This is a genomic window from Pedobacter steynii (assembly GCF_001721645.1).
Taxonomy (GTDB): domain Bacteria; phylum Bacteroidota; class Bacteroidia; order Sphingobacteriales; family Sphingobacteriaceae; genus Pedobacter; species Pedobacter steynii_A.
In genome coordinates this window covers 5,067,008-5,081,073 of the sequence record NZ_CP017141.1, presented here as the reverse complement: position 1 = coordinate 5,081,073, position 14,066 = coordinate 5,067,008, and the positions used below count along the sequence as shown (strand labels likewise).

Here is a 14,066-nt window from a genome sequence, read left to right as displayed (position 1 = left end):
AATCACAACATACTATGGAGAACATTAAAATCAGTCGGGCTGCCATTGAGGATATGGAGACGATACAGCAAATCGGGCGACAAACATTTTTTGAAACCTTTGCAGAAAGCAATACCGAAGCTGATATGAAAAAATACCTGGATGGTCATTTCAGTCAGGAACAACTGAGTACGGAGGTTAACCATCCGGATTCCAGGTTCTACATCGCCTGGGAAGATCAAAGTCCCATCGGGTACCTGAAAGTAAATACAGGACAGGCGCAGACTGAGCTACAGGACGAAAATTCGCTTGAAATAGAGCGCATTTATGTGCTAAGCGCCTACCATGGTAAAAAAGTAGGACAACTGTTATATGAAAAAGCACTGGAAGTAGCCAGGCTATTGAAGAAATCCTCCATCTGGTTGGGCGTTTGGGAAGAAAACTTAAGGGCGATAAAATTCTATACCAGGAATGGGTTTGTAGCCTTCGATCAGCACATCTTTAAAATGGGCGATGATGAACAGATTGACATCATGATGAAAAAAAGATTGTAAGGAGGTGCTTCTTAACGATGTCCTGATCCTATTCAGAATTTTAGTGGAGCAGCATAAAGGCAAAATAAAAAATCAGGAGCGCTGTTTATAAAAAACAGGCTCCTGAAAGGTTTAATTAATATATAGAGCGTATACGTTTATAAGATATAATGGAAAGCAAACCATTCGTCTTTTTCGACATTATAGTCCGTACCGAACCAGATGCCTTTACTTTCGACCTTGCCGGGAAAGGCTTTTACCACCTTAAACGTGTTTTTTAACGGTGTAATAAAGCTTCCGGGAAACTGGATCAATAACTCTCCGTTTAAGGTCACTTCATTCGTCGATTCATTAATTGTAAAAGTTCCCGAGCTGACTACGCCATGTTGATTTCTGGTGTACTTCAATCCTCCAATACGGCTAAACAAGATCCAGGAATCTTTAGCCACTACATCCAGGGCATTATTCCAACCCCAGTCGCGGCTATCGTTATGAGATTTGGTCCAGCCTTTGCCTTTGGCAATCCAGTCGATGGGATTACCTTCTGCATCGATCTTCCACAATCTACCTGCGGATCCCGTTCCGGTTAGCATATTTAATAACTCTCCAGCCTTAAACGTCGGATCAAAACCTTCGTCAGGTCCGGTCACCGGCGGAACATAATTGTCGGAGAAATTTTTGGTTAAAAAGTTGTATACAATCATAGCAGGTCCTTCCCCATCCACATCTCTATCTCTTAATACCCCCAATTGCATGGTATTTTCGTCAAGCGACAGGATCTTGTAATTGGTCCAGTTACTGATCCCTGTGATGCCATTTTTTGCAGGTTTATATCCTCTTAAGATCGTCGCATTGTTAATGGTCAGGATCTTTCCGGCAACATTTAAAAAGTAAGTTCCAGTCTGACTGTTGATGTTTTCCATCGGTTTTACAGCTTTAAAAACCGCGGCGCCTTTTAAACTGAAGGTCATCGAACCATAATTACCCTGAGTCATATTATTTGGATAGGTATCACCTAAACCAGCTTCCCAGACCCAGCAATCACTGCCATAACAACCTGTTTGAACAGCACCATCTTTCCATGGCCCTCCTTCTTTGAGCCAGCCATTACTGGTTCCATAGAAATACATCGGCCCATTGAAGAATTTTCCTTCGGTGTCCAATACCCATTCTTTTTCATTGCCGACACCACCAGTAAGCGCTTTCCATAACGGATCATTGACATAATTCAGGTTGTCCTGCGTCACTTTAACCACCACAGAATCCAGCTTAACAATTCGGCCACCCGTGGATACAGAGAAACGGATTACATAGTCGCCGGCAAAAGCAAACCTCACCGTATCAGTCATTTTTGTAGAGGTTCCGGTACCATAATCCCACATAGGCAAAGTACCAGGCGTCATATTTTTGAGAATCACGGTATTTCCTCCGGCATCCGCTTTTTTATCTTGCAGGACTGAAAATTTGATTTCAGATTTATCGAGAACTTCTCCCAGAGTATGTTTATCCTTTTTACAGGCGAACAGCAGCAAAGGCAGTAGGCATATTGCCAGGAATTTTTTATATCGTTTCATTTCTATTCGATTAAGTGATGAAGCGGCTACCAGCCCGCATTTTGTTTTAAGGTTCCGTTAGACAGGGTAATCTCAGTATTAGGAATTTGTTGAAGTCCTTTAGTGAGGATGATGTTGCCCGCTGAGATCGTTTTAGTGACCGGTTGACCGCCATTTAGTAAGGTCGTGCTTTCCGCAATCTCTTGCGCCGCCTTATTTACACCCTGACGGAGCAGGTCATAATAACGAATGCCTTCAAAGGCAAATTCCAATCTGCGTTCTTTCATAATGTTCTCCTGACTTACCGCCAATGGCGTAAATGCACCCTGATAGGCACGTTGTCGCACTTCATTGAAATAGGTCTGCGCATTTGTGCTACCCAGTTCCGCGGCCATCAGCAATACATCGGCATAGCGTATAGACACATAATCCTGATATTGCCCAATGGGAAAATTTGGATTCCCATTCGCATTCGGTAAAGGTTTACCATCCAGCCCAATCATCGGACTGTATTTTTTGATATAATATCCGGTATACTCCCTTTGTTTATTCTGGCTGACAAATGGAATCTTTTCATCTGTGATAGAAATGATTGAACCTGATCTACGCGTATCACCAGCGGCATAGGCATTCCACAATTTAGGATTCACCGTTTCTGCACCCCAGCCACTGCCGTATGGATAGAAAGACTGATCTCTCAGGCCTCCAAATACCATCCAGTGGTTGCCGTCCGTATTTCCATTATAATCGCTTGTAAAGGTATATTTAATGGCGAAAACAGTTTCTTTATGATCTTCTCCGACATAAGCGTCAAGCGAAGCAGCCGGCCATAATTTAGCAAAATCAGGAATCAGACCATACCCACCTGTGCTGATTACATGCTCTAAGTAGCCCAGTGCTTTTGTTTTATTAACCACTCCAACCAGATCTGGCTTTGCATAATAACCAGTATAGTATAGAAAAACCCTACCCAGCAATGCTTCCGCTGCGTATTTGGTTACTCTGCCATGATCAGCTACTGCTTGTGCAGGGTATGCAGTTGCCGGCATATTTTCTGCTGCAAAAACCAGATCGTCTGCAATTACCTTATAAACGGCATCAGGGTTTGCCTGGGGAACATTTTCGGCTGAAGGCGCTGTTAATAAAGGAATATTTCCCCATAAACGGACCATATCAAATAACAGGTAGGCACGCAAAAAGCGCGCTTCCGACTCATAGGTCTTTCTCAGTTGAGCATCACTACCCCATTGTATCTGGTCCATTTTACTGATCAGCACATTGCAACGATATAAAGCCTGATAATATAAGATCCAGTTACGGCCAAAGAGGTTCTGATCTGAGGGAGAACGTGATTTATCAAATTCATCCAGCATCTGATAACCGAACCCATCCGAATTTCCAGTACCCCCGAAGGTATTGTCGGACATCACTTCTGCAGCTACGGGCAAAGCCACACCATCAGACCAAACGATCTGCAATCCATCATAACAGCCAACCAATGCATAAAGTGCATCTTTCGGTGTTTTATAATAGTTAACATCAGTTGCTGTGGTCATGGGTTCCGCATCAAGAAAACCTTTTTTACAGGCGCCCATTGTCAAAAGAAAAACTGCGCAGATGCTTAATTTTATAGTTATAGTTTTCATAATTTTCTATTCTGGAGGTTAAAATCTAAGGTTAGCACCAAACAGGAATGTTCTTGGTCTTGGATAATAGCCAATGTCGATGCCGGAAGCGAACCCTTCTGTACCATAGCCGATTTCAGGATCCATACCGTCATATTTGGTGAAAGTATAAACGTTCAATGCAGAGGCATACAACCGCAATTGCTTCAGGTAACTCTTTTTCAACACTTTTCCGAAATCATAACCAATGGTAATGTTGCTGAGTCTTAAATAATCACCCTTTTGCAGGTACAAGTCAGAGAAAGAAGTCCAGTTTCTATTGTCGTCGGTAACACGGGGAATGGTATTAGAAGTCCCCTCTCCATGCCAGCGGTCCAGAATTCTGGTTGTATAGTTACCATATTGCCCGGACTGGTTGCGGTAAGATTGAACGATGTCATTTCCCACAACACCCGAAGCAACCAGGGAAAAATCAAATCCTTTATAATCTGCGGTCAGGTTAATCCCAAAGGTATAATCGGGATTAGGCTTACCTATCATTCCCCGATCCAGGTTATCGATAATGCCATCTCCATTCTGGTCTACATATTTCACATCACCGGGAGCTGCAGCAGGCTGGATTACTTTGCCATTAGGTGCCTTATAATTGGCCACCTCGTCCACATTCTGGAAAATACCCGCAGTTTTTAATCCCCAGAAATATCCGATAGGGAATCCATTTTCAGCACGGTAAAATTCCGATGAGTTGTCGTAAAGCTGGTTTGATGATCCATGAATGATGCCATCCGCTGTAGGAATCTTCCCCACCTCATTTTTGTTATAAGCGCCATTTATTCCTATGGAATAATTGAATTCATTAATGTGGCTTTTATAAGATACCGCCAGTTCTAGACCCGAGTTTTTCACATTCCCACCATTAATGAAGGGAGGTAATGCTCCTGCAGTGGCAAGAATCGGAGCGGAAATCAACCAGTCTTTGGTTGTTTTTTTATACCAGTCGAAATTTACACTCAACTTTCCTTTAAGCAGGGTCGCATCAAAACCAAGGTCTGTTTGTTCAGAAGTTTCCCATTTCACATTAGGATTACCGAGTCTGCTTGGATAAGCACCCGGCGTAAGTACACCTTCTTTATCTCCAAAAATATAGTTGACTTTATCGAAGGTAATTGGTGATAAGTATTGGAATGCCGCGATGTTCTGATTTCCTACCTGTCCCCAGCTGGCGCGGAGTTTCAGGAAGTCTAGCCATCCTTTCTGTCCTTCAAGGAAACTTTCATTGGTTACAATCCAGCCTGCGGAAACTGATGGGAAATAGCCCCAGCGGTTTTGAGCGGCAAACCTGGAAGAACCATCAGCCCTGAAAGTCGCATTGATCAGGTATTTTTCTTTGTAATTATAATTTAAACGACCGAAATAAGAAAGCCTGCGATCTGCATCAATAGGCCCCCCACCAATGATAATTCCTGCACTGTTCTTATTGAGCGCATTACTCAGCCAGGCATGGTCCAGGTCTTCAAATATCAGGTTCGTATTAGTACCAAAAATATTGGAGCCATCGGCACGATATGCCGAACTTCCTGCCATGACTTCAAAAACATGGTCTTTCTTAAGGTCGAACTTATAACTTAACAGGTTATCCCAAATCAAAGACTTGCCTTTATTCATCGACTGGCTTGCGCTGGTTACCGTATTGTAGGCATAAATAGAAAGGTTGTAAATCGGTTTAAAAGAATTACTTTCTCCGGCACTATAGTCCATTCCCAGACTTGTTCTGAATTTCAGGTTTTTGATAGGCTCCACCACCAGGTAGATATCGCCCAACAACCTTTGAGTATTGCGTCTGTTCTGATTATTAAGCACCATTAAGGCGTATGGATTTGCCTCTCCATTATTCCAGGTCGACTTACTGTTGTCAAAGAAATTACCCTGATCGTCATAAACCGGAACAAAAGGGCTGGTATTAAATGCACCGCGTAAGGAATTATTATATTGATTACCTACCCCAATTCCATTGTTTTTGATATCGGAATAAGTCAGATGCTGACCGATCTTAAGAATGTCTTTATAAAAATTATGCTCAGAATTGATCCTAAAACCATAGCGTTGATAGTTAGATAGTTTCTTTCCACCAACTACCCCTGCCTGTCCGGTATAAGACAAACCAAGAGAGTATACCGAGGTCTCCGAAGCACCGGAAGCTCCAAGCACATAATTTTGTGTCGGCGCATTTTTAACCAGCATCTCGTCGAGCCAGTTCGTTCCTGCTCCCAGTGCATCAATCTCGGCATTGCTGAAGATTGGTTGTTTTCCTCCGTTTATTGCCGCCTCATTCATCATGGAAGCATATTGAGCGGAGTTGAGCAGCTCTGCTTTTTTGGCCACATCCTGAATACCGGCATACATATCAAAAGTAATCTGAGCGCTCTGTCCGCGTTTTCCCTGCCTGGTGGTCACTAAAACTACGCCATTGGCAGCCTGAGAACCGTAGATCGCCGCCGAAGCAGCATCTTTCAGGATGTCAATAGATTCGATATCTGCAGGATTCAGGTAAGTGATGTCTCCGGTAAGCACTCCATCCACAACATACAAGGGGCCTGAATTGCCCACCGTCCCTAGTCCACGAATGGTGACCTTCATTCCTTCGCCGGGTTGTCCGGAAGTAGAAGCAATCTGTACACCGGGAGTCAGGCCCTGTAATCCCTGTAAAGCATTTGTACTGCTTTGTTTTTGCAAGGTTTCCCCTTTTACCTGGACCGTAGCCCCGGTAATCAGTTTTTTCTGTTGTACACCATAGCCCACCACAACGACCTCCGATAGATTTTGCAGGTCATCTTCAAGATTTATATCGATGACATTGGCTGCCCCGACCTTGATTTCTTTAGCCACAAATCCAATAGAGCTGAATTGCAGAATATCGCCGGTTTCAGCACTGATCCGGTAAAGCCCCTGGCTATCTGTGCTTACACCCCCGGTTTTACCCTTAACTTTCACGACAGCTCCCGGAATAGGCAACCCATTGGCTGCTCCGTTTACCTTTCCATTGATCTGGCGCTGTTGTGCCAGTGCCCGCTGACCGAAAGTCAGCACAGAGAACAGCATCAGCAAAAAGATGCTCTTCCTTTTGAAAGTGAATTTCTTTTCCATGCCGTTCATTAAGATTTAGTAAATAATTGATTCATTTTATATTTGGTTAATATTAGTTTTTGTTCATTTTCCGCCAGCCAGGCAAAGTGCTTAGCCAGCGGGATGTTTTTATTTAAGTTGAACAGACAGTTGTTTTCCGGTATAGATGAGGTTGTAATCTGCCTTCTGACTAAAGTCGAGCCCCTTTCCTTTTTTAGCACTGATCACTACGATTCTGAAGTTGCGCTTTGGCAACATGCCTTGAAAACTCCCTTTGCGATCAGACAATTCCAAGGTTTTTGTGCTTTCTGTGTATTTCAGACTGATGGTAGAAAAGGCGCCTTTTTCGTAATTGTAATTCCCGCCTTCATCTTCATAAAGAGAAAATATCGCGTCCTTTCCTGTGTAAACAAATAAAGTCAGCGTATCTGCAGGTTTCTCATCGGTGTATTGCAAAGCTGGTCCTGTAGGCAGGATACTGCCTTCTTTTACGAATACAGGCATCCTTTCATAGCTAGTCACAACCTTCAGTTCCTGTCCGCCTTTAAAGTATTTACCCGTGTACAAATCATACCAGCCCTGACCTTGAGGCAGGTATACTTTCCTGTGCTCTTCTTTATACTTGTAAACCGGATTGATCAGTAATGAAGGACCAAAGAGATAGGCATCATTCAGGTTGGAGGCCTTTAAGTCTTTAGGGAAATCCATCATCAAACCACGCATAATGGTATAATCCTGTTGAAAACTGTTTCCTGCCAATGCGTAGATATAAGGCATCAGGCGGTACCTCAACTGGTTGTAGTAAAGCATGCTTTTATAGGCAGGATGATTTTCAGGAGCGATGTTATAAATCTCCCGGAAGGGATACTGGCCATGTGCACGAAATAATGGTACAAAAGCACCAAACTGAAACCACCGGGTATTCAGTTCCCTCCATTCTTCAAGATCGGCTCCTTTTGCAGTTTCGTAGCGTTTTTCTACAGAAAAACCACCAATATCCATCGTCCAGTAAGGCATTCCTGAGAGCGAGAAATTAACACCGGCACTGATCTGGCTTTTCATATCTTCCCATCTGGAAGCGATGTCGCCACTCCAGGCTGCAGCTGCATAACGCTGTAAACCGGCAAAAGCAGATCGGGTTAAGATAAATACCCGGTCGGTTTTATTCTGTTCCCGCTGTCCTTCATATACGCCTTTTGCGTTGACCAATGGAAAAGCATTGAAGTAAGTGGTAGCTGAGCCTTCATAAGTGGGATTCATCAGTTCTTTTCTGATCTCAACCGGTAGGTTAGAGTGCATATCCGGTTCTGTGGCGTCCATCCACCAGGCATCAATCCCTTTGCTGTAGAGCCTTTTGTTCATCAGGTCCCAGAAAGCAGCTCTTGCTTTTGGATTAAAAGCATCATAAAAGGTATTGGAATATCCTTTTCCGATCCAATCACGACGTCCATCTTCAATGTTTCGCTGATATAGGAATCCTTTTTTATCAAAATCATGGTAAATATCAAAGCCCTTGTTGAATTTTGGCCAGACGGAGATCATCAGCTTTACATGTTGATCATGCAAAGTTTTGATCATCTGCTCAGGATTAGCGAATCGTGCCGGATCAAACTGCTGACTACCCCATTCAGGCTCTTTCCAGTAAGACCAGTCCAAAACAATATTGTCCAGTGGAATTTTACGGTCACGAAATGCTTTCACTGCCGAAAGGAGCTCTTCCTGTGTTTTGTAACGTTCCCTGCTTTGCCAGAACCCCATTGCCCATTTTGGTAAAAGGACTGCCTTTCCGGTAATGGTACGGTATCCGGAGATGACCTGATCTGCATTTTCGCCCCCGATAAAATAATAATCTACGCCTGCCCCGGATTCAGACTGCAAAGCGAAAGTGTTTTTTAATGTTTCAGGAATTGGCGGTAAGCAGGTTAAGCCAATATAGGATTCTCCACCGTCCGGTATCCATTCCATCCTGAATTTAACTTTTTTGTTTTTTTGAAGCCTGAGATCCAGGATTGCAGATCCAGGATTCCAGGCCTGGCGCCAGTAATCAGCCACCAACTCATCATCAAACCAAACTTTAACATAGCCGGCATATTTCAGTTGAAGCTGATACAAGCCTTCTAAGCCGCTTTCCAGATAACCGTCATAACTAACTACCGCTTCCTGCATTTTAATGCTGTCAGGGAATTTATGTTGATCTGTAAGCCAATTTATGGAAAGCTCAGATACCGCTCCGGTAAACAATGTCTTTTTAGGGGATGTTATTTTGGCGTAACTGGCCGTAATCCATCCCTCCTTATTTTCTTTGGAATAGAGTTTTAAAGCAGATAGGGGCTGATAATCCCGGATATCACCGGCCCGTGTAATGGAGTTGTTGTCCCACAGGATCCCGTATCCTTTGTTAGAGATGACAAATGGTACCCCAATTTCTGTATTGTATTGAATGAGGTCTACCCTGCGTCCCCTGTAATTCATGATTCCCTGCTGGTGTTGTCCCAGGCCGTAGTAAGCTTCTTCTTCCTGAGCATCAAACACCTGTGCCACCCGGTAAGATGGCGATCCGCCAAAAACCTGAGGCACCAATGCTGCTTCAGCAACTGCGCTTTGTTTAAGCAAAATCTTATTACCTGCATCTCGATAGGTCAACAGACCGGTAGTCATGGCGACTTCTACACTTAAAGCCTTTGTTTTTAGGATGATCCGGTTCTGATCTGCGACCGTGGTAAAAGCCACACTACCATTTGCAGGGGCTATGGCCATCAGGCTCCTTTGCGGACTGAACTCAGCCTTTTCAGTAGCGATCACATGAATTACCTGATCTGATACCGGTTCCAACCGGATTTTTTTAATTCCGGTTAAAGAGTTGGGGAGGTAGACTTCAATTCCAGAATTGGTCTTGACATAGCTTGCAGTTTCCTGCCCTTTAACAGTGAGTTGCAACAAGGCTGTGCCGATAAAGATTACGGCGATGACCCTAATTTTATACATTAGAAAGATTTACGTTTTATACTTGGTTAATTGGGATTAAAAGTATACGAAACGAAATCAATCAAAGGGATTCAAATGATAACAAATAGGTGTCAAAATGTTAACAAAATGGCTTTTATTTTATCAAACAGCACCTTCTCCAGACTTCTGCTGTGCATAAACTGAAGGCAAGACTCCGAATTCCTGTTTGAAATACCGACTAAAATGTTTGGGATTACTGAAGCCAGATTCATAGGCAATTTCCGAGATGCTGAGCTGGGATTTCAACAAAAGCGCTTTTGATTTCTGAAGCCGGTAAAAACGGATATAGGCGATGGGAGATTTTCCTGTTAAGGGCAGGATCTTTTTATACAAGCCCACCCTGCTCATATTCAGGTCTGAACTGAGCTGATCCACCGAGTAAGCGGCATTGGATAAATTCTTTTCCAGTTGCGTGGCCAGCTGTCTCATAAACTTATCATCCTGAGATTCTATCCCGGTCTCAGCAGGCTTAAATTCGACCTGTTTAAGAAAGGTTTTTTTTGCCAGTGCCTGTTGCATGAGGATGTTTTTAATACGGGACAATAAGATTTCAAAGTTAAAGGGTTTAGTAATGTAATCATTAGCGCCAGTCTCTAATCCAATCAATTGTTGATCTTCGTTAGTTAAAGCAGTAAGCAGTACCACTGGTAGATGAGCGGTACGTTTATCAGACCTGATTTTCTGACAAAGCTCCGTCCCATTCATCCCCGGCATAGTCACATCACTGACTACCAGATCCGGATGAGCGGACAGGATCTTTTGCCATCCTTCTTTCCCATTCGATGCTTCCAATACCTGGTAATGGGCAGTCAGGTTGTCTTTCAGGTAAAACCTGAAATCGTCGTTATCTTCTACCAGTACAATAATTTGTTTCTTGCTTTTCCAGGTAAAGGCCTGTTCTTTTATGGAGCCCTGTTCTTCCCCTGGTTCCTCAGGTAACCTTGACTGATCAGCAGAGGAGTCCGGCTCGTCATTTCCCCCAGCGGAAGGCTTCTCCTGTGAGCTGGCTTCAAATGCTGACTCAGACTCAGATACAGTTGCTAAAAGCAGCGAGACTTCAAAGACTGACCCTTCATTTAAAACACTATTAACATGAATAATACCATCATGTAACTTTACAAATTCTTTAGTAATAGACAAACCGATCCCACTACCCTGGTTGACAATAGAATCGGGCATATCGTTCTGAAAAAAACGTTCAAATATCTGTTCGGTTTTATCGGCCTCCATACCAATTCCTGTATCTGTAACCCTAAGAATAAGGGTGCTCTTTTCCTGGTCCTGCTCAGTGACCATCAGTTCTACGGTTACCTTTCCACCTTCAGGTGTAAACTTAAAGGCATTGGACAACAGATTGAAAACCACCCTTTCTACCTTATCGTGATCAAAAGCCACCATCAATTGCTTTGCCTCTGTATGAAAGATAAAAGCAATTTGTTTCTGCTCAGCAATATCATTAAAGGCAAGACAAAGCTCCTGAATAAAGGAAATCACATTGCCGGCTTTAAGCTGAAGCCGGAGTTCCTGTACTTCCATTTTCCGAAAGTCGAGTAACTGGTTAACCAGGTTCAGCAGTCGCTTTGCATTGCGGTGTATGAGTTGTAATTCCTGTTTTTTTGGTATGACATTGTGTCCGATCAATTTTTCTAAAGGCGTAATAATCAAAGACAATGGCGTCCTGAACTCATGGCTTACATTAGTAAAAAACTTAATCTTCATTAAATCCAGTTCATGCATCCGATGTGCCTGCTGACGTTCCTGTCTGAGCAGGAATTCTTTCTTTAAACGTTCAATTCCACGGTGCCGGATATAGAACAAAGTCCCTCCTATGAGCAATACATATCCAACATAGGCCAGCCATGTTCTCCAGAACGGAGGAAGGATAATGATCTCCAGCGTAGCCTCATTATTCACCCAATTTCCCGTGGCATCGGTAGACATCACTTTGAAGAAGTAAGTACCCGGGTCAATATTTGTATAGGTTGCCCGGCGACTATCAGGCTGCGCTTCCTGCCAATCCACATCAAAACCTTCCAGTTTATATCGATAACGGATTTTCTGAGGATTGAAATAATTGAGTGCTGCAAATTCAAGCGCAAAGCCATTCTGACTGTATTTCAACTCAATAGCCGAGGTAGCAGTAATTGATTTATCCAAAATCACACGCCCGCCAATATCTTCCCCTATGCCTACACTCTTATTCTCGATCTGTAAGTCTGTAAAGGTAATACCTGGCTTGCTGTGGTCTGTTTTGATGTGACCGGGCTGAAAAAGGTTGAAACCATTGGCTCCCCCAAACAGCAAATCCCCTGTCCGCGTTTTATATCCGGCATTTGCGTTAAACGCAGTTCCCTGGAGGCCATCATGTTCATCATATTTATGGAAAGTATAAGAAAAATCATGATGACGCTGCGGTTTCACAATAACATTAAACAGTCCGTTGGCGGTGCTCAGCCAAAGATTTCTCTGATGGTCTTCGACAATTTTTAAAGTCGCTTTTTCTGCTAATCCGTCTTTGATATCGAAGTTCCGGAATTGCTTTGTAGCCGGATTCAGTCTGCTTAAACCATCCCTGGTAGCAATCCAGATGAAACCATAACTATCTTCCATCAAATCATATACTACATTATTAATTAAGCTATTAACGTTACCTTCCTCATATTTATAATGAACAAAATTTCCATCTGTTTTCAACTGATCCACGCCATCAGAACTTCCGATCCAGAGGTTTCCCTTCCTATCTTCTATCAGACAGGAAAGGGAGTTGGAATGAAGACCATTTTTCTCCCCGGCACGCTTATGGTAAAAGGTTCCCGTGTTCCGGTCGAGACGGTCTAAACCACCACTCAAAGTTGCCACCCATAAATTTCCTTTACGGTCTTCCAGAATATCCCACACCCGGTCATCGGCAAGACTATTCGGATTTGCAGGCTGGTGTTTATAGTGCGTAAAAACCTTTCCATCAAAACTATTCAGGCCACCAAAGTATGTTCCTATCCATAATCGCTTAGTCCGGTCGATATAAAGGCTCACAATGATGTCATTACTAAGACTGTTGGGATTATCAGGCTGGTGCTGATATCGTTTAAACTGCCCAGTTTTACGGTTGAAATAGAACAATCCGCCGCCATTGGTACCAATCCATATGTTTCCCTGATCATCTTCTGCAAAACGATTCACATCATCATAGGTCAGTCCATTCGGATTACTTACCTGATGATTGAAAAGAGGAAATTTAAGAATTTTCTCATGATAGAAGCTAAGTCCTTTTTTGAAGGTTCCAACCCATATAATCCCCGAATCGTCTTTATAAATATGCAGAATACTGTTTTGCCCGATGCTTTTTGGGTCATCTTCTTTATGAAGGAGATACTTCATTTTAAAACTCTTTTTATCAAGCAGGTTTATCCCACCATGATCCGTTGCAATCCAGATTTGTCCATGTTCATCTGCTATCATTCCATTGATCAGGTTACTGTTCAATGCTTCAGGTCCCTTATCCAGAAAGCGTTGCCGGCCGCTGACAGGGCTATAATAATCGATTCCTCTCTGACTGTTCAAGGTATATACCCACAAGTCCGAATCCTGATCTACAAACAGATTAAAATCCTGAAAATCTGTCGGATTCATTTTTTTAAACACCAGAATACGCTGCTTTATTCCGGTGGTTTTCCGATCCAGCTTTGTAATGGTCTTATCGCGGTGGGCCATCCAGATGTTTCCCTGCTTGTCCTCCCGGATTGTAGTAACGAATGAAACAGGAACGGAAAGGGTCCTGGCAGCGGATACCTCATACTTAAATACCCCCCGCTCCTTTGCATTGAACCAAAAATTACCGTCTTTATCTTTGAATACCTCAGAAACGGTACTTGCCGGAATATTCAGCGATTTAAACCAGGCACCAACATTTCTGATAAAACACTCCGTTTCCGGGTCATAGATATTCGCCCCGCTCCTGGTTTCCAGATACAATTTATTGCCGGGTAACTCATAGATATTGGTGATAAAATTATCGATAATGGAAGTGGTATCTCTTGGATTATGCTTAAAGACCTTCATGACCTGCCCATCATAACGGTTAAGCCCGCTAAGTGTCCCAAACCACATAAAACCTTTACTGTCTTTAAGGATGGCATTTACCTGATTGTGTGATAAGCCATTAGACAAATCCATGCGGGAAAACTGAACCGATCCGGGCTGAGCGGCAGTTTTCATGAAATTGAACAACAAAATCAGTATAATCAATA

General features: G+C 43.1%; 6 protein-coding genes. 1 reads left to right on the top strand and 5 read right to left on the bottom strand.

Going from position 1 to position 14,066, the window contains the following annotated elements; genetic code table 11:
* Positions 1–14 precede the first annotated feature (14 nt).
* Positions 15–533, top strand: coding sequence for a GNAT family N-acetyltransferase (locus BFS30_RS20995; protein ID WP_069381083.1), 519 nt, complete (start codon positions 15–17; stop codon positions 531–533).
* 137 nt (positions 534–670) lie between these two features.
* Here the strand turns inward: BFS30_RS20995 and BFS30_RS20990 are convergent, their stop codons facing one another.
* From BFS30_RS20990 to BFS30_RS20970, 5 genes are all read right to left on the bottom strand, one after another.
* A complete protein-coding gene (locus BFS30_RS20990) occupies positions 671–2,086 on the bottom strand; it encodes a hypothetical protein (protein WP_069381082.1) in 1,416 nt (471 codons plus the stop codon).
* Between the two features lie 26 nt (positions 2,087–2,112).
* Positions 2,113–3,711 (bottom strand): RagB/SusD family nutrient uptake outer membrane protein, encoded by a 1,599-nt coding sequence (locus tag BFS30_RS20985; protein WP_069381081.1) that lies wholly within the window; start codon positions 3,709–3,711, stop codon positions 2,113–2,115.
* 18 nt (positions 3,712–3,729) lie between these two features.
* Entirely contained in the window at positions 3,730–6,834 is a 3,105-nt protein-coding gene (locus BFS30_RS20980) for a SusC/RagA family TonB-linked outer membrane protein (protein WP_069382578.1), read from the bottom strand.
* A gap of 108 nt (positions 6,835–6,942) precedes the next feature.
* Positions 6,943–9,798 carry a TIM-barrel domain-containing protein gene (locus tag BFS30_RS20975; protein ID WP_069381080.1) on the bottom strand — a complete coding sequence of 952 codons (2,856 nt, stop codon included), beginning with the start codon at positions 9,796–9,798 and terminating at the stop codon, positions 6,943–6,945.
* Positions 9,799–9,921: 123 nt separating this feature from the next.
* Positions 9,922–14,034, bottom strand: a complete 4,113-nt coding sequence (locus tag BFS30_RS20970; protein WP_237028628.1) for a hybrid sensor histidine kinase/response regulator transcription factor — start codon at positions 14,032–14,034, stop codon at positions 9,922–9,924.
* Between the last annotated feature and the right edge of the window lie 32 nt (positions 14,035–14,066).